We start from the raw sequence: 15,408 nt of genomic DNA, 5'->3' as shown, positions 1-15,408 counted from the left end.
TGGAGCAGATTCGTGTTCTGCCCCTGATCGGAGTCACCCACGTGCGCCCTTCCTTGCGCCCACTCTCCGTCCTCGTCGCCGCCACCCTGACGGCCGCCAGCCTGGCCGCGTGCGGCGGGGGTGACGACTCGAAGTCGGCCACTCCGCAGGCCGACCCGTCGACGCCGTTCACGCCCTCGGCGAGTGACGAGGAGGTCGCCGAGCCGGACACCTGGCCGCTGACCGGTCTGCCCGTCGCCGACGGCGACAGCTCGGTGGAGAAGCACCCGATCCTGGTCACCAAGATCGACAACACGACGTCCAGCGCGCCGCAGGTCGGCCTGAGCAAGGCCGACCTCGTCGTCGAGGAGCTCGTCGAGGGCGGGCTGACCCGTCTGGCGGTCTTCTTCTACTCCCAGGTCCCCGACAACGCCGGCCCGGTGCGCTCGATGCGCGCCAGCGACATCGGGATCGTGCCGCACGACGACGCGACCGTGATCACGTCGGGTGCGGCCCGCGTGACGATCAACCGCATCCAGGGCGCCAAGATCCCGTTCATCCAGGAGGGCGGCGCCGGCACGTACCGCGACACCTCGCGCTCCGCGCCGTACAACCTCTTCGCCCACCTCACCGCCACGGCGAAGTCCATCAAGCAGCCCGAGGTCCGGCCGGCCGACTACCTGCCGTGGGGCGACGGGAGCGACCTGCCGCAGGGCAAGAAGGCCTCGTCGTTCGCCGTGCAGTTCTCCGGCGGGCACACGACGGAGTGGTCCTACGACGGTGACGGTTACAAGAACACGAACTCCAACGCCGGCGCCGACGACCAGTTCCCGGCCGACACCGTGCTCACGCTCCAGGTGAAGGTCGGCGACGCGGGGTACCTCGACCCGGCCGGCAACCACGTCCCCGAGACCCAGTTCGTCGGCGACGGCCAGGCCTGGCTGTTCCACGGCGGGCGCGTCGTCCGCGCGACGTGGCACAAGGACGCGCTGAGCTCGATCCTCGAGCTGGAGTTCAAGGGCAAGCGGCTGACCGTCCCCGCCGGCCACGTGTGGATGGAGCTGGTCCCGGCGGGCCCGGGCAACGTCACCTGGCAGAAGTGAGCGCCTGGAGGCCGTCCAGGATGATCCCGATGGCGGCCTCCACGCGGTCGCCGGCGGCCTCCGGGTCCTCGGCGAGCGACACCGACTCGCCGGCCGCGGACATCGCGCCGAAGAAGATCGTCGCGAAGGTGCGCTGCATGGCGGGCTCGAGGTCCCACTCGCCCGTGCTGAGCACCGAGGTCACGATCACCAGCACGTTGGCGTACGTCGACCGCTCCTCCTGCTCGCGGAAGCGCTCGTAGCCCAGCACCGCCGGCCCGTCCTGGATGACGACGCGACGGTACGTCGGGTCCCGGACCACCTCCAGGAACGCGCGCAGCCCCGCCCGGGCCTTCTCCCACGGGTCCTTCTCGTTCTTGATGCGGTCGTGGATCGCCCGGGACGCGTGCTGCTCGACCTTCTCGAAGACCGCCTCGAACAGCGCCTGCTTGCCGGCGAAGTGGTGGTACAGCGCGCCCTTGGTCACGTCGGCGCCGGCCACGATCGCGTCGAGCGACGTCCCGGCGTACCCCTGCTCGGTGAACAGCTCGCGGGCCACCTCGACCAGGGCCCGCTTGGTGGTGGCGGAGTACTCCGCCCGGCGACCCCGTCGGATCTGACCCTTGACCCTCACGCCGTCACCCTATGACCCAGGTCACGGGCGGAGAGGTTTGCATACCGCCGTCCGATTACATACCGTAAGTACGTACTGATGGTATGTGAACCCCCACGAGACAAGGAGCGAGTTCATGACCTGGAAGAGCTTCCACGACCGCGGTGCCGTTCTCCGCGACGTGCTGACCACCGCCGACGCCCGCCGCGACGGCCTGCTGCCCATGGACGTCCCCGGCGCCCGCGAGACCTTCGGCGACGAGCTGACGCTGCTCGGCGCGCTCCAGCTGCGCTGGCACACCCGCCTGGCCGGCCGGATCGAGCACGAGATCATGCGGCACCCCGACGAGCAGGAGGCCGCGGCCCTGGACGCCTGGCGCCAGACCGCCGGCGAGCTGCCCGGCGTCCGCGCGATCATCGACCACTACACCGAGCACCCGCTCGACGAGACGATGGCGCGGGCCACCCGCGTCGCGGCCGCCAAGGAGCAGGCGCTGCTCGGGAGGTACGGCACACTGGTCGCATGACCGACCTGCGCGCCGGTCAGCTGCTGGTGGCCACCGCGCAGCTGGTCGACCCGAACTTCGCGGAGACGGTCGTGCTCCTGCTGGACGCCGACGAGAACGGCGCGCTCGGCGTCGTGCTCAACCGGCCCTCGACCGTGCCGGTGTCCGACGTGCTCGAGCCCTGGGCGTCGGTCGTGGCCCAGCCGGACGTGCTGTTCCAGGGCGGCCCGGTCTCCACAGAGGGCGCGCTGGCGGTCGGCCGGCTGCGGTCCAGCGACGACACCCCGGTCGGCTACCGCGTCGTCACCGACGAGATCGGCGTGATCGACCTGGACACTCCCGTCGAGCTCATCGACGGCAGCCTGTCCGGCTTGCGGATCTACGCCGGGTACGCCGGGTGGGGCGCCGGTCAGCTCGAGGGCGAGATCGAGGAGGGCAGCTGGTACGTCGTGCCCTCCCTCCCTCCCGACTGCTTCCGCGACGACACCGTCAGCCTGTGGCGCGACGTGCTCCGCCGCCAACCGGGTGAGCTGGCCTGGCACTCGACGCGACCTCTGGACCCCGACCTGAACTGACCGCCGGCCGCAGCCGGGTCGCCAGCAGCGCGACCGCGGTGGTGGTGCCGGCGAGCACGAGCAGGCTGTGGGCCATCGCCACGTCGTACCCGGCCGTCACGCCGCCGAAGAAGACCATGCCGACGACGGCGACGCCGAGGGTGTTGCCGACCTGCTGGACGGTGGAGAGCACGCCCGAGACCGCACCGACGGTCGCCGGCTCGACACCGGTCATCGCCGCGCCGATGAGCGAGGTGAGGGCGACGCCCATCCCGAGCCCGGCCAGGACGAGGCCGGGAGCCAGGTCGGCCACGGAGGCGTCGGTGCGCACCGCGACCCAGAGGGCCACGTGGCCGAGGGCGAAGACCGCCGCGCCGCTCGCCACCGTGCGGGTGCCCAGCCGGGCGGCGACGCGCGGAACCGCGACGGTGCCGGCCATGTAGGGGATGGCCACCAGCGTGAAGACCAGCCCGGACTCCAGGGCCGAGAGGCCGCGGCCGAGCTGCAGGTACAGCGCGAGCACCAGGAAGTACGACGCCATCCCGACGAACAGCAAGCCCTGGCAGGCCACCGCGACGCGGACCGTGGACGAGCGGAACGCCACCGGGTCGACGAGCGGACGCAGTCCGTGGGCCACGAGGGTGCGGCCGCGGGCGTACGTCGCCACGGCGCTCGCCCCGGCCAGCGCCAGGCTCGCCCAGGTCCAGGCCGGCCAGTCGAGCCGGCGGCCCTCCATGAGCGGGAGCAGCAGCGCGGTCAGGGTCACCGTCGCCAGCAGCAGCTCGGCGACGTCGACGCGGGCGGCCGCGCCACGGCGGTTCGGGAGCAGACGGGGCGCGCCGGCGACCACGGCCAGGCCGACGGGCACGTTGACCCAGAAGATCGCGCGCCACCCGAGGCCGGCCACGTCGGCCGAGATGAGCGCCCCGCCGATCAGCTGCCCGGAGGCCGCGGCCAGGCCCATCACGGCGGAGTAGATGCCGATCGCCCTGGCCAGCCGGCCGCCGGCGTACACGTCGCGGACCAGCGCCAGCACCAGCGGGCTGACCATGGCACCGCCGACGCCCTGGGCGAGCCGGGCCGCGACCAGGGTCTCGATGGTGGGCGCGGCGCCGCACGCCGCGGAGGCGAGCACGAAGACGCCGATGCCGAGCACGTAGACGCGCCGCCGGCCCCAGCGCTCGCCGAGGCGGACGGCGGCGATGAGGAGGGCCGCGAAGGTCAGGCCGTAGCCCGCGACGACCCACTCGAGGCCGCTGCTGGTGGCGTGGAGGTCGGTCTGCAGCGACGGCAGCGCGACGTTGACGATGAAGAAGTCGAGGACCACCAGGAAGATGCCGCCCATCAGCACGGCCAGGGGTCCCCACCCCGGTTCGTTGCGCAATTCGTGTGTCGTGTCCATGTCGAGGACGCTCCGGTCTCCCGCAGGGGGAGGGTCAAGGGCCCGGGCGGCATTGACCCTCCCCCAGGGGGAGACTGTTGGCTGGGCCCATGAGCGACCAGCTGGTGAGCATCGGCGAGTTCTCGAAGATGACCTTCCTGTCGGTGAAGACGCTGCGGCACTACCACGAGGAGGGCCTGCTCGCCCCGGCCCGCATCGACCCCTCGTCGGGCTACCGGTTCTACGAGGCCGGCCAGGTCGCGACCGCCCAGCTGATCCGCCGGTTCCGCGAGCTCGACCTGCCGATCGGGCGGCTGCGCGAGTTCCTCGACGCCCCGGACGAGCCGGCACGCAACCGCGTCATCGTCGACCACCTGGACAAGATGAGCGCCCAGCTCGCCGAGACCCGGGCGACCGTCGAGTCGCTCAAGCGGATGCTCCTCGCCGAGGACGGGGAGTTCCCCGTCGAGTACCGCGCCGATCCGGACCTGACCACCATCGCGATCCGCTCACGGGTCTCCGGCGCGGACGTGGTGGCCTGGTGGATGGAGTCGTTCCGCACCCTCCACCGTGCGCTGCGCGCCTCCGGTGCCACCCGGTCCGGCCTCGACGGCACGATGTTCCCGACGGACTTCTTCACCGACACCATCGGTGACCTGGTCGCCTTCGTGCCGGTCGCGACCGTGCCGGACCGGCTGCCGCCCGGCGTGACGCCGTACGTCGTCCCGGCCGCCCAGGTGGCCGTCACCGTCTTCGACGGGCCGGCGATGGACCTCGACCGGGCGTACGGCGCCCTGGGCCGCCGCGTGCTCGACCGGGCCATCGCCTCCGACGGGCCGATCCGCGAGAGGTACGCGCCGACGGGCGACCCGGCGGACCTGCTCGCCCACACGACCGAGGTCTGCTGGCCGGTCTCCGGGGCCGCCTAGCCCTTCGGCAGGCCCCGCAGCCTGCCGACCATGCCGTCGGGGCCGCTGGCCCAGCAGGTCGTCGAGATCGTGCCCACGCACTGGACGGAGTGGAAGCCGGTCTTCCCGATGGCCGTCCACGTCTTGCCGCCGTCGGTGGTGACGTCCGTCCCGTTCGGGCCGACCGCGACCGCGGTGCTCGAGAAGGGCACCCAGTCGACGCCGGAGCGGTACCCGCCGACGTTGCCGCCGCGCACCCAGGTCGCGCCGCCGTCACCGGTACGCGCGGTCATCTTGCGGCCGTTGTCCTCCTCGAGGAAGTTGCCGCCCACGGCGATGCCGACCTTCGAGGTCGTGAACGCCAGCGAGAACACGCCACCGCCGTCGGCGTTCGGTGGGATCGACGTCTTCGCCACCGACCAGGTCTGGCCGTAGTCGGTGGAGTGGAAGACCCGCGCCGCGGTGCCGCCCGACGCGATCCAGGCATCCTTGACCCCCGCGGTCACCAGGCAGGTGCCGCTGGCCGCGAAGCCGAACTCGCCGTCCTTGGCCTTCGGCATCCCGGACGGGTCGACCTTCTTCCAGGTGTGCCCGCCGTCCTGGGTGGCGATGACCCGGAACTTGCCGTCGACCGGGTCGCTCATCGCCAACCCGTGCAGGCCGTCGGGGAACATCGCCAGGCAGTCGTAGAACGCCGTGGCCTCGGTGTTCTTGAACCGCAGCGCCCACGTCCTGCCACCGTCGTCGGTCTGGTAGATCCGGCTCTGCCCGCGCGGGCCGATCGCCAGCACCTGGGCGTCCAGCGCGCTGTCGGCCTCGACGTCGCGGAAGGCCAGCGCCTTCTCCGCGTCGGGACGGACGTCCTTCCACGTCGCGCCGCCGTCGACGGTGCGCCACACGCCGCCGTCGTCGCCGCTGACCCAGGCCACCTTCGCGTCGACGGCGTCGAGGCCGCGCAGACTCTGGTGGGAGTGCGGCAGGTCGACGCGCTTCCAGCTCAGGCCCGCTGCGTGACCCGAGAGGGTGCCGGCGTCGGCGGGCATCGTGGCCGCGGTGGACAAGGTGAGTACGGCGGCCGCGGCCGCCCCGAGGAAGGTGCGCATCCACCCACCCTGGCCCGTCGATCCGAAACCTGTCCAGGCCGGGCCGTAGACTCCGACGGGTGACCCAGATCGGCTTCTCGACCGAGACGAAGACCCTGGAGGACCGCCGTACCGTCACGACGGACGAGGGTGACCACGAGCGGTTCTCGCACTTCGTCGAGAAGGACAAGCTCACCGAGGCCATGGTCATGGGGACCCCGGTCGTGGCCCTCTGCGGCAAGGTCTGGGTGCCGAGCCGGGCGCCGGAGAAGTTCCCGGTGTGCCCGGACTGCAAGGAGATCTGGGAGTCCCTCCCAGAGAATTCAGGCGACCCGGGCGGTGAAGGCGGAGCGTGACCTCTCTCGGACCCGCGTGGCCCGAGCGAGCGGCATGGGGGACGGCGCCGTCCCTGCGCGCGTGGCAGACGGCGGCCATGAACGACTACGTCGCCCGCTCGCCCCGGGACTACCTCGCCGTCGCGACGCCCGGCGCCGGCAAGACGACGTTCGCGCTCACCGTGGCCGCCGAACTGCTCGGCCGCCGCGTCGTCGACCGCATCACGGTCGTCGCCCCGACCGAGCACCTCAAGCGCCAGTGGGCCGAGGCCGCCGGCCGTGCGGGGATCCCCATCGACCCGACGTACGCCGCGGGCAGGGGCAGGACCTCGAAGGACTACGTCGGCATCGCGGTGACGTACGCCGGCGTCGCGGTCAACCCGCTGGCCATGCGGATCCGCACCGACAACTACAAGACGCTGGTGATCCTCGACGAGGTGCACCACGCGGGTGACGCGCTGTCGTGGGGCGAGGGCGTGCGCGAGGCCTTCCAGCCGGCGACGCGGCGACTGGCGCTGACCGGCACCCCGTTCCGCTCCGACATCAACCCGATCCCGTTCGTCACCTACGCGCCCGGCGCCGACGGCGTACCCCGGTCGGTCGCCGACTTCACCTACGGCTACGAGCACGCGCTCGCCGACCACGTGGTCCGGCCGGTGCTGTTCATGGCGTACTCCGGCGAGATGCAGTGGCGCACCCGTGCCGGCGACGAGATCGCCGCGCGGTTGGGGGAGCCGCTGACGGCCGACCTGCATGCCCAGGCGCTGCGGACGGCCCTCGACCCGGCCGGCTCCTGGATCCCGGCGGTCCTGGGGGCGGCCGACTCCCGGCTGACCGAGGTACGTCGCCACGTGCCCGACGCCGGCGGGCTGGTCATCGCGACCGACCAGGACGCGGCGCGGTCCTACGCCACGCTGCTGCGCCGCATCTCCGGGGAGGCGCCGACGGTCGTGCTGTCCGACGAGAAGCTCGCGTCCTCGAAGATCGCGAAGTTCACCGACTCCGACGCCCGCTGGATGGTCGCGGTGCGGATGGTGTCCGAGGGCGTCGACGTACCCCGTCTCGCCGTCGGCGTCTACGCGACGACGACGTCCACGCCGCTGTTCTTCGCGCAGGCCGTGGGCCGGTTCGTGCGGGCGCGCGCCCGCGGCGAGACCGCGTCGGTGTTCCTGCCGTCGGTGCCGCACCTGCTCGGGTACGCCGCGGAGCTGGAGCGCCAGCGCGACCACGTGCTCGGGCGGCCGATCTCGTCGGACGCGGACCTGATGGACGCCGAGGCCGCCCTGCTCGCCCGGGCCGAGGCCGGTGAAGGCGCTTCCGACGACCTCCTCGGGTCGTTCGAGGCGCTGGGCTCACAGGCCCGGTTCGACCAGGTGCTCTTCGACGGCGCGACGTTCGGCCACTCCGGGGAGGTGCACGTCGGGTCCGAGGAGGAGATGGACTTCCTCGGCATCCCCGGGCTGCTCGAGCCCGACCAGGTACGGGCGCTGCTGCACCAGCGCCAGGCCTCGCGACGGCCCACGGCGGATCCGGCCGACGAGGTGGCCGCCCTTCGAGACGGCTCGTCCCTCGCCTCCTCAGGAACCGAATTGACCCGGTACGAGCAGCTCGCCGTCCTGCGCCGCGAGCTCAACGGCCTCGTCGCGGCCTGGCACCACCGCACCGGTCAGCCCCACGGCGTCACCCACGCCGACCTTCGCAAGCACTGCGGCGGCCCCGCCGCGGCCGTGGCCTCCGCCGACCAACTACGGGCGCGGATCAACCACCTGCGGGAGCTGGCGGCCCGGCGGACGTCCTGAGTCGAGTTGCGCCTCCGGGACGCGCGAGTTGCGTCTCCGGGACATGCGAGTTGCGCCTTGAGGACGAGTCGGCCGTGCCGGAGGCGCAACTCGGCCGTGCCGGGGGCGCAACTCGGCCGTGCCGGGGGCGCAACTCGGCTGTCAGGCGAGCGAGGTCACCAGCGGCAGCACGCGGAACGGGATCTGGGTGGCCAGGGCGATGACGGTGGTCGAGCGGTCGATGCCGTCGTGGCGGAGCACCTGGTCGATGACGCGCTGGAGGTCGGCGTTGGAGCGGGCGACGACGCGCGCCCACATGTCCCCGGCGCCGGTGATGGTGAAGGCCTCGAGGACCTCGGGGATCTGGGCCAGGTGGGCCGCGACCGTCTCGTGGCCGGCGCCCTGCCGGATCTCGAGGGTCAGGAAGGCCGTCACCGGGTAGCCCAGCGCCTCGGTGGACAGGTCGGGGCCCCAGCCGGTGATCACGCCGGAGTCGGCGAGCTTGTCCAGCCGCGCCTGCACGGTGCCGCGGGCGACGCCGAGCCGGCGGGACGCCTCGAGGACGCCGATGCGCGGCTCAGCCGCGAACAGGTCGATCACCTTGCGGTCCAGGACGTCCATGGCTGCCTCCGCGAGTGGACAAGTTGCTCAGTGTTCCGCCGTACTGTTGCACACTCTGCCCTGCTCGGGGAGTCTGACCGCATGACGACGTTCGACACCCCCTCCACCGGTGGCGCCCTGACCGAGGACGAGCTCAAGGCCGACCTCAGCCTCGACCAGCTCAAGCAGCTCGTCGGGCTCGTCGAGTACGACGAGGACAGCGACGTCTTCCCGGTCACCGGCTGGGACGCGATCGTGTTCATCTCCGGCAACGCCACGCAGAGCGCGCACTACTACCAGTCCGCGTGGGGGATGCGGCTCGAGGCGTACTCCGGCCCCGAGCACGGCAACCGCGACCACAAGTCCTTCGTGCTGCGCTCCGGCTCGATCCGCTTCGTCATCAACGGCGCGGTCGACCCCGACAGCCCGCTGGTCGAGCACCACCGCAAGCACGGCGACGGCGTCACCGACATCGCGCTCGAGGTCCCCGACGTCGACAAGTGCGTCGAGCAGGCGCGTCGCGCCGGCGCCCGCGTCGTCCGCGAGCCGGAGGACGTGAGCGACGAGCACGGCACCGTGCGGATCGCTGCCATCGCGACGTACGGCGACACCATCCACTCCCTCGTCGACCGCAGCCGGTACGACGGCCCGTACCTCCCCGGGTACGTCGCAGCGGAGTCCACCTGGGAGAAGCGGGACGGCCAGCCGAAGCGGTTGTTCCAGGCCCTCGACCACATCGTCGGCAACGTCGAGCTCGGCCACATGGACGAGTGGGTCGGCTTCTACAACCGGGTGATGGGCTTCGTGAACATGGCCGAGTTCATCGGCGACGACATCGCCACCGACTACTCCGCCCTGATGTCGAAGGTCGTCGCCAACGGCAACCACCGCGTGAAGTTCCCGCTCAACGAGCCGGCCATCGGCAAGCGCAAGTCGCAGATCGACGAGTACCTCGAGTTCTACCGAGGCGCCGGCGCCCAGCACCTCGCCGTGGCGACCAACGACATCATCGCCTCGGTGGACGCGCTGCGCGCCAACGGCGTGGAGTTCCTCGCCACCCCCGACTCCTACTACGAGGACCCCGAGCTGCGGGCCCGCATCGGCGAGGTGCGGGTGCCGATCGAGGAGCTCCAGCGCCGTGGGATCCTCGTCGACCGCGACGAGGACGGGTACCTCCTCCAGATCTTCACCAAGCCCCTCGGCGACCGCCCCACGGTGTTCTTCGAGCTGATCGAGCGGCACGGCTCGCTCGGCTTCGGCAAGGGCAACTTCAAGGCGCTCTTCGAGGCCATCGAGCGCGAGCAGGAGAAGCGCGGCAACCTCTGAGCTTCCACCGTTACGGCCGACGGTCCCCGCGCAGATTCCGGCAGGATGTGAGCGTGCCCACGTACGTCGCGTTCCTGCGGGCGATCAACCTCGGCCCGACGCGCAAGTTCCCGAAGGCGAAGATCGTCGAGGCCGTCGAGGACTGCGGCTTCACCGACGTGGAGACCTACATCAACACCGGCAACGTGCGGTTCGCCTCGAGCCTGCGCTCGCGAGCCAAGGTCGAGAAGGAGCTGGAGCAGGCGTTCAGGAAGCACGCCGGCTTCGAGGTGCCGACGATCGTGATGACACCGGCGGAGCTGCGCCAGGTCGCCACCGACGCGGTGGCCGTGGCCGAGAAGCACCAGAACACCGGCGCGCACTACGTGTCGCTGCTCAAGGAGAAGCCCGCGGCCGCGGACGTCAAGAAGCTCGAGGACCTCGACCACGGAGAGGACCTGGCCGTCGTGAAGGGCCGCGGTGCGCACCTGCTCGTCGTCACGCCGTCGGCACGCGGCCGGCTCAGCAACGCGATGGTCGAGAAGCTGCTCGGGGTGGCCACCAACCGCAACCTCACGGTGGTCAAGCACCTGGCGGAGAAGTGGGGCGACTGACCGAGCGCCCGGGAAATGGCCGCCTGGGACGCCCGGAGGAGGCAGACTGTGCGCGCCGACCGGCGTAGGCGGCCGGGGTACGAGGGGAGTGCACGTGGAACCTGAGGTCTTCCTGGCCGCTCTGGAACGCGGCGACATCGACACGGCGTCGGACATGCTCGCCGAGAAGGTGGTGTTCCGCAGTCCCGCCGTGTTCGAGCCCTACGAGGGCAAGGCGGCCACGATCGTGCTGCTCAAGGCCGTCGCACGGACCCTCCAGGACTTCCACTACACACGCACCTTCCTCGAGGAGGACGGCCGCGGCTTCGCCGCCGTCTTCGAGGCCAAGGTCGGCATGAAGACCGTCGAGGGGATCGACCTGCTGCGCCTCGACGCGCACGGCCTGGTGGCCGACTTCCGGGTGATGGTGCGGCCGCACTCCGCGCTCGAGGCGCTGATGAAGGCCATGGTGCCGGCGATCGAGCGGGTGCTGACCGACCAGCGCGAAGCCGAGGCCGCGGGCCCCGGCCAGCACGACTAGCGCAGGATCTCCACCCCGGCGTCCCGCATCTGCCCCACCGCCGCCGTCGACGTCTCCGGCGCCACGCCGGCGCAGAGATCGAGCAGCACGGTGGTCGACAGACCCTCCTTCACCGCGTCCAGGGCGGTCTGGAGCACGCAGTAGTCGGTCGCGATCCCGCAGATGTCGATCTCCTCGACCGCGCGCTCGCGCAGCCAGTCGGCGAGGCGCACACCGTCGAGGTTGCGGCCCTCGAAGGCGGAGTACGCCGCCTCGTGGTTGCCCTTGAGGAAGATCGCGTCGAAGGGCTGCGGGTCCAGGTTCGGGTGGAAGGCCTCCCCGTCGGTGCCGACCTTGCAGTGCACGGGCCACGACTCGCGGAAGTCGGGCTCGCGGTCCCAGTGCGTGCCGGGGTCGATGTGGTGGTCCTTGCTGGCCACGACGACGTCGTACGCCGGCGCGTCCGGGCCCTTCTGCACCCACCGGTGCAGCAGCGCGCCGATGTCGAAGGCGACCTCCGCGCCACCCGCCACCGGCAGCGACCCGCCCTCGCAGAAGTCGTTCTGCACGTCCACGACGATCAGGGCGCGGGCCATGCGACGAGGCTAGTGTGCGTCGCGTGAGCCACGCGGCATGGGGGAGCGTGCTGTTCTTCCTGGTGGCGCCGGGCGTGATGGGCGGCGTGGTGCCGTGGCTGCTGACTGCGGGCTACTCCGACCCGGCCGCGCCGGTGTCCGTCACGCTCGGCCTGGTGCTGGTGGTCGTCGGCGTGACCGTGCTGGTCGCCTGCTTCGTGCAGTTCGTCCGCGAGGGCCGGGGGACCCCCGCGCCGGTGGCGCCGACGCAGGAGCTGGTCGTCGGCGGGATCTACCGCTGGGTGCGCAACCCCATGTACCTGGCCGTCGGCGCGATCATCCTGGGCCAGGCCGTGGCGTTCGGCAGCGGCGCCGTCGTGGCGTGGCTGGCGGTCTTCGCGGTCGCAGTGGTGTCGTTCGTGCTGGGCTACGAGCAGCCGACGCTGCAGGCGACCTACGGGGAGTCGTACGACGAGTACCGCCGCCACGTGCCCGGCTGGTACCCGCGGCTCACGCCCTGGCAGGGTCCGGGGCAGGGTCCAGCATCCAGTCGATGACCTCGGGCAGCAGCGCGTCCCACAGCGACCAGACGTGCTCGCCGGGCCGGAAGTCGCTGGTCACGTCGGCGCCCTTCTCCTCGAGCGCGGCCACGAACCGGCGGTTGCCGTCCACCAGGCCGGGCGCGTCCTCGGTGCCGGTGGAGACGTGGATGCGGGGGAGCGTCTCGGCGTCCGCCTTGGCGAGCAGCTTGAACACGTCGGCGTCGTCGGGGATCGAGTCACCGAAGATCCGCTCGAAGAGCTCGGCCCGCTCCGGCCGCGAGGACAGCTCGTCGAGGTCCAGCGCCCCGGACAGCGTTGCCGCCGCGGCGAACCGGTCGGGGTGGGAGAGCGCCAGCTTCATCGCGCCGTACCCGCCCATGCTCAGCCCGGCGACGTACGTCCGGGCGGGGTCCTGCGAGACGCGCAGGAAGTTGCCGACGATGGTGGGCAGCTCCTCGCTGATGAAGTCCCAGTAGCGGCCGCCGGTGCGCTCGTTGGCGTAGAAGCTGCGGTTCACCGCCGGCATCACCACCGCGAGCCCGGCCGCGGCGGCGTACCGCTCGACGGAGGTGTAGCGCAGCCACGCGCTGTGGTCGTCGGAGAGGCCGTGCAGCAGGTAGAGGACGGGGAAGTCGGTCCGGGGGACGGGCCGGCTGTCCGGGTCGCCGTCCACGCCGATCTGCTCCTCGGTCGGCTGCGGCAGCACGACGTTCATCGAGCAGCCGACCTCGAGGGAGTCCGAGAAGAAGTCGCAGGTCACCAGGGCCATGGGACCCAGCCAACCAGTCGGCCCCTCATTCCACGAACGTGGTCGGGATGACGGGTTCTCCCTTCGACATCTGCTGGACCGACCACGGCAGCTCGGCGCGGGCCGCGACGTGCCGCGCCCGGGCGGCGTCGAGCGGCTCGCGGCCCACGACCTCGCCGTCGCGGACCAGCTCCACGAGCAGCTCGCGGTCGTTGCCGTCGTCGACCGGCGGCGTGCCGATGCCGATCTCCTCGATCTCGGCGACCCCGTGCTCGTCCATCCGCCGCAGGGCGTACTTGCGGCCGCCGATGGAGATCTTGTCCACGCTCTTCTTGGCGACCGCCATCATCCGGCCGTCCTCGTCCTCGCGCGCGACGAGCTTGTAGACGAAGCCGCACGTCGGCGAGCCGCTGCCGGTGACCAGCTGCGTGCCGACGCCGTAGCCGTCCACGGGCGCGGCGGCGAGCGCCGCGATGGCGTACTCGTCGAGGTCGCTGGTCACCACGATCCGCGTCTTCGTGGCACCGAGGTCGTCGAGCTCCTTGCGCACGCGCATCGCGAGCACGCCGAGGTCGCCGGAGTCGAGGCGTACGGCGCCCAGGCCGGTGCCCGCGATCTCCACGCCCAGCCGGACGGCGTCCTCCACGTCGTAGGTGTCGACCAGGAGCGTGGTGCCGGACCCGAGTGAGGACACCTGGGCGCGGAACGCGTCGGCCTCGTCGTCGTGGAGGAGCGTGAAGCTGTGGGCGCTGGTGCCGGCGGTCGGCACGCCGTACCTGCGCCGGGCCATCAGGTTCGAGGTGCTGGCGAAGCCGGCGACGTACGCCGCCCGCGCGCTCGCCACCGCCGCCTCCTCGTGGGTGCGTCGCGAGCCCATCTCGATGCACGGCCGCTCGCCGGCCGCCATGGTCATCCGCGAGGCGGCGGAGGCGATGGCGGAGTCGTGGTTGTAGATCGAGAGGAGCAGCGTCTCGAGGACCACCGCCTCGGCGAAGGTGCCCTCGACGATGACCAGGGGCGAGTGGGGGAAGTACGCGTCGCCCTCGGCGTACCCCCAGACGTCGCCGGAGAAGCGGTACGCCGCCAGCCACTCCAGCGTCTCGTCGTTCACGACGCCCCCGAGCATGGCCAGCGCCTCCTGGTCGAACCGGAAGGTCTCGAGGGCGTCGAGCATCCGTCCGACACCGGCCACCACGCCGTACCGGCGCCCTTCTGGCAGTCGTCGCGCGAACAGCTCGAAGACGGACCGGCGGTGCGCGGTGCCGCTGCCGAGAGCCGCCTGGACCATGGTCAGCTCGTAGTGGTCGGTGAGCAGCGCCGTCGAGGTCACGCGGTCAGCGTAGGGCCGCAGCGGGGCCCCAGCGGTGTGTCACGATGGGACACGTGTCGACAGCCAGTCCGGTCGAGGTCGATCCCACCGCCACCCCGGAGCAGGACGACATCACTCTGCTCGCCACGCCCTGGGTGACGATCGTGTGGAACGACCCGGTGAACCTGATGTCGTACGTCACCTACGTCTTCACCAAGTACTTCGGCTACGAGAAGAAGAAGGCCGAGAAGCTGATGCTCGAGGTGCACCACGACGGCAAGTCGGTGGTGAGCGCGGGGAGCCGCGAGGAGATGGAGCGCGACGTGCAGGCGATGCACGAGTACGGCCTCTGGGCGACGATGGAGAAGCAGTGACGTGGGAGTGGTGAGCCGACGGTGATGAGCGGTTTCGCCCGCCACCGCAAGTCCCGCCTCGTCATCGCCAACTTCTCCGGGTTCGAGGCCGACCTGCTGCGGTCACTGGCCTCCCAGCTGGTCGAGCTGCTGCGCAACGAGCGGGCCGTCCCGGCGACCGAGACCGACCCGCTGGAGGCGATGCTCGACTTCTCCGGGCCGACCGAGGAGCCGGAGGACCCGGTGCTCGCGCGGCTGTTCCCCACGGCGTACCCCGACGACCCCGAGTCGGCCGGCGACTTCCGGCGGTTCACCGAGAGCGCGCTGCGCGACGGGAAGGCGGATGCGGCGATCACCGTCATCGACGTCCTCGAGGACGCCGGGCTGCCGCCCGAGCTGACCGAGGAGGGGCTGGTCTTCGACGTCGAGCTCGACGAGCCGACCGCCGAGACGTGGCTGCGCTCGTTCACCGACATCCGGCTGGCCCTGGCCACCCGGCTGGAGGTCGAGGAGGGCGACGAGGAGTACTGGGAGACGCTCCCCGACGACGACCCGCGCGGTCAGGCCCACGACATCTACCTCTGGATGGGGTACCTGCAGGAGACCCTGGTCGACGCCCTGTCGCACTGAGGCCGCCGCGTCTCCG

19 protein-coding genes are annotated in these 15,408 nt (G+C 71.6%); 12 read left to right on the top strand and 7 right to left on the bottom strand.

Annotated features, from left to right (window positions below; genetic code table 11):
* Nucleotides 1-53: 53 nt before the first annotated feature.
* Nucleotides 54-1,082 (top strand): DUF3048 domain-containing protein, encoded by a 1,029-nt coding sequence (locus ISU07_RS12790; protein WP_194707192.1) that lies wholly within the window; start codon nt 54-56, stop codon nt 1,080-1,082.
* On the opposite strand, the gene ISU07_RS12785 is transcribed toward ISU07_RS12790, so the two are convergent.
* On the bottom strand, nt 1,066-1,695 hold the full coding sequence (locus ISU07_RS12785; RefSeq protein ID WP_194707191.1) for a TetR/AcrR family transcriptional regulator: 630 nt from the start codon (nt 1,693-1,695) through the stop codon (nt 1,066-1,068). The two genes, ISU07_RS12790 and ISU07_RS12785, sit on opposite strands and share 17 nt — an antisense overlap.
* Nucleotides 1,696-1,810: 115 nt before the next feature.
* Between ISU07_RS12785 and ISU07_RS12780 the strand changes: the two genes are divergently transcribed.
* Both ISU07_RS12780 and ISU07_RS12775 read left to right on the top strand, forming a co-directional pair.
* Nucleotides 1,811-2,200 carry a hypothetical protein gene (locus ISU07_RS12780; RefSeq protein WP_194707190.1) on the top strand — a complete coding sequence of 130 codons (390 nt, stop codon included), beginning with the start codon at nt 1,811-1,813 and terminating at the stop codon, nt 2,198-2,200.
* On the top strand, nt 2,197-2,754 hold the full coding sequence (locus ISU07_RS12775; protein ID WP_194707189.1) for a YqgE/AlgH family protein: 558 nt from the start codon (nt 2,197-2,199) through the stop codon (nt 2,752-2,754). Before ISU07_RS12780 ends, ISU07_RS12775 begins: the two co-directional genes overlap by 4 nt.
* Here ISU07_RS12775 and ISU07_RS12770 read toward each other — a convergent pair.
* Nucleotides 2,669-4,135 (bottom strand): MFS transporter, encoded by a 1,467-nt coding sequence (locus tag ISU07_RS12770; protein WP_194707188.1) that lies wholly within the window; start codon nt 4,133-4,135, stop codon nt 2,669-2,671. The genes ISU07_RS12775 and ISU07_RS12770 overlap by 86 nt on opposite strands.
* A gap of 89 nt (nt 4,136-4,224) precedes the next feature.
* Between ISU07_RS12770 and ISU07_RS12765 the strand changes: the two genes are divergently transcribed.
* Entirely contained in the window at nt 4,225-5,043 is an 819-nt protein-coding gene (locus tag ISU07_RS12765; RefSeq protein ID WP_194707187.1) for a MerR family transcriptional regulator, read from the top strand.
* Here ISU07_RS12765 and ISU07_RS12760 read toward each other — a convergent pair.
* Nucleotides 5,040-6,125: a WD40/YVTN/BNR-like repeat-containing protein gene (locus tag ISU07_RS12760; protein WP_194707186.1), complete on the bottom strand. Its 1,086-nt coding sequence runs from the start codon at nt 6,123-6,125 to the stop codon at nt 5,040-5,042. The two genes, ISU07_RS12765 and ISU07_RS12760, sit on opposite strands and share 4 nt — an antisense overlap.
* Nucleotides 6,126-6,184: 59 nt before the next feature.
* Here ISU07_RS12760 and ISU07_RS12755 point away from each other — a divergent pair, with 59 nt between their 5' ends.
* Both ISU07_RS12755 and ISU07_RS12750 read left to right on the top strand, forming a co-directional pair.
* The gene (locus tag ISU07_RS12755) at nt 6,185-6,460 is read left to right on the top strand and encodes a DUF3039 domain-containing protein (RefSeq protein WP_194707185.1); all 276 of its coding nucleotides are present in this window, start codon (nt 6,185-6,187) and stop codon (nt 6,458-6,460) included.
* Nucleotides 6,457-8,238 carry a DEAD/DEAH box helicase gene (locus ISU07_RS12750; protein ID WP_194707184.1) on the top strand — a complete coding sequence of 594 codons (1,782 nt, stop codon included), beginning with the start codon at nt 6,457-6,459 and terminating at the stop codon, nt 8,236-8,238. Before ISU07_RS12755 ends, ISU07_RS12750 begins: the two co-directional genes overlap by 4 nt.
* 141 nt (nt 8,239-8,379) lie before the next feature.
* On the opposite strand, the gene ISU07_RS12745 is transcribed toward ISU07_RS12750, so the two are convergent.
* Nucleotides 8,380-8,838, bottom strand: coding sequence for an Lrp/AsnC family transcriptional regulator (locus ISU07_RS12745; RefSeq protein WP_194707183.1), 459 nt, complete (start codon nt 8,836-8,838; stop codon nt 8,380-8,382).
* An 81-nt stretch (nt 8,839-8,919) separates the two neighbouring features.
* Between ISU07_RS12745 and hppD the strand changes: the two genes are divergently transcribed.
* The 3 genes from hppD (at nt 8,920) to ISU07_RS12730 (ending at nt 11,256) form a co-directional block, all read left to right on the top strand.
* On the top strand, nt 8,920-10,143 hold the full coding sequence (gene hppD, locus ISU07_RS12740) for a 4-hydroxyphenylpyruvate dioxygenase (RefSeq protein WP_194707182.1): 1,224 nt from the start codon (nt 8,920-8,922) through the stop codon (nt 10,141-10,143).
* 53 nt (nt 10,144-10,196) lie between these two features.
* The gene (locus tag ISU07_RS12735; RefSeq protein ID WP_194707181.1) at nt 10,197-10,736 is read left to right on the top strand and encodes a DUF1697 domain-containing protein; all 540 of its coding nucleotides are present in this window, start codon (nt 10,197-10,199) and stop codon (nt 10,734-10,736) included.
* Between the two features lie 94 nt (nt 10,737-10,830).
* Nucleotides 10,831-11,256, top strand: a complete 426-nt coding sequence (locus tag ISU07_RS12730) for a nuclear transport factor 2 family protein (protein WP_323742582.1) — start codon at nt 10,831-10,833, stop codon at nt 11,254-11,256.
* On the opposite strand, the gene ISU07_RS12725 is transcribed toward ISU07_RS12730, so the two are convergent.
* Complete coding sequence (locus ISU07_RS12725) at nt 11,253-11,831, bottom strand: isochorismatase family protein (RefSeq protein WP_194707180.1); 579 nt, start codon at nt 11,829-11,831, stop codon at nt 11,253-11,255. The two genes, ISU07_RS12730 and ISU07_RS12725, sit on opposite strands and share 4 nt — an antisense overlap.
* Nucleotides 11,832-11,854: 23 nt before the next feature.
* Between ISU07_RS12725 and ISU07_RS12720 the strand changes: the two genes are divergently transcribed.
* Nucleotides 11,855-12,367 carry a methyltransferase family protein gene (locus ISU07_RS12720; RefSeq protein WP_323742581.1) on the top strand — a complete coding sequence of 171 codons (513 nt, stop codon included), beginning with the start codon at nt 11,855-11,857 and terminating at the stop codon, nt 12,365-12,367.
* On the opposite strand, the gene ISU07_RS12715 is transcribed toward ISU07_RS12720, so the two are convergent.
* Together ISU07_RS12715 and ISU07_RS12710 are read right to left on the bottom strand one after the other, a co-directional pair.
* Complete coding sequence (locus ISU07_RS12715; protein ID WP_194707179.1) at nt 12,321-13,121, bottom strand: alpha/beta hydrolase; 801 nt, start codon at nt 13,119-13,121, stop codon at nt 12,321-12,323. The two genes, ISU07_RS12720 and ISU07_RS12715, sit on opposite strands and share 47 nt — an antisense overlap.
* Nucleotides 13,122-13,146: 25 nt before the next feature.
* Nucleotides 13,147-14,430: a nicotinate phosphoribosyltransferase gene (locus ISU07_RS12710; protein WP_323742580.1), complete on the bottom strand. Its 1,284-nt coding sequence runs from the start codon at nt 14,428-14,430 to the stop codon at nt 13,147-13,149.
* Between the two features lie 44 nt (nt 14,431-14,474).
* Here ISU07_RS12710 and clpS point away from each other — a divergent pair, with 44 nt between their 5' ends.
* Together clpS and ISU07_RS12700 are read left to right on the top strand one after the other, a co-directional pair.
* Complete coding sequence (gene clpS / locus ISU07_RS12705) at nt 14,475-14,783, top strand: ATP-dependent Clp protease adapter ClpS (protein WP_194707178.1); 309 nt, start codon at nt 14,475-14,477, stop codon at nt 14,781-14,783.
* Nucleotides 14,784-14,807: 24 nt separating this feature from the next.
* A complete protein-coding gene (locus ISU07_RS12700) occupies nt 14,808-15,392 on the top strand; it encodes a DUF2017 domain-containing protein (RefSeq protein WP_194707177.1) in 585 nt (194 codons plus the stop codon).
* Nucleotides 15,393-15,408 lie beyond the last annotated feature (16 nt).

Source organism: Nocardioides islandensis, assembly GCF_015352455.1.
Taxonomy (GTDB): domain Bacteria; phylum Actinomycetota; class Actinomycetes; order Propionibacteriales; family Nocardioidaceae; genus Nocardioides; species Nocardioides islandensis.
Note: the sequence above shows the minus strand (reverse complement) of the source record. Positions and strands in the feature narration are given on the sequence as shown.

Bases quoted from the DNA above. Each gene is read 5' to 3' on its own strand.
- hppD (WP_194707182.1), top strand. From the start codon at position 8,920: ATGACGACGTTCGACACCCCCTCCACCGGTGGCGCCCTGACCGAGGAC.
- ISU07_RS12745 (WP_194707183.1), bottom strand. From the start codon at position 8,838: ATGGACGTCCTGGACCGCAAGGTGATCGACCTGTTCGCGGCTGAGCCG.
- ISU07_RS12770 (WP_194707188.1), bottom strand. From the start codon at position 4,135: ATGGACACGACACACGAATTGCGCAACGAACCGGGGTGGGGACCCCTG.
- clpS (WP_194707178.1), top strand. From the start codon at position 14,475: ATGGGACACGTGTCGACAGCCAGTCCGGTCGAGGTCGATCCCACCGCC.
- ISU07_RS12775 (WP_194707189.1), top strand. From the start codon at position 2,197: ATGACCGACCTGCGCGCCGGTCAGCTGCTGGTGGCCACCGCGCAGCTG.
- ISU07_RS12760 (WP_194707186.1), bottom strand. From the start codon at position 6,125: ATGCGCACCTTCCTCGGGGCGGCCGCGGCCGCCGTACTCACCTTGTCC.
- ISU07_RS12700 (WP_194707177.1), top strand. From the start codon at position 14,808: ATGAGCGGTTTCGCCCGCCACCGCAAGTCCCGCCTCGTCATCGCCAAC.
- ISU07_RS12765 (WP_194707187.1), top strand. From the start codon at position 4,225: ATGAGCGACCAGCTGGTGAGCATCGGCGAGTTCTCGAAGATGACCTTC.
- ISU07_RS12725 (WP_194707180.1), bottom strand. From the start codon at position 11,831: ATGGCCCGCGCCCTGATCGTCGTGGACGTGCAGAACGACTTCTGCGAG.
- ISU07_RS12780 (WP_194707190.1), top strand. From the start codon at position 1,811: ATGACCTGGAAGAGCTTCCACGACCGCGGTGCCGTTCTCCGCGACGTG.
- ISU07_RS12715 (WP_194707179.1), bottom strand. From the start codon at position 13,121: ATGGCCCTGGTGACCTGCGACTTCTTCTCGGACTCCCTCGAGGTCGGC.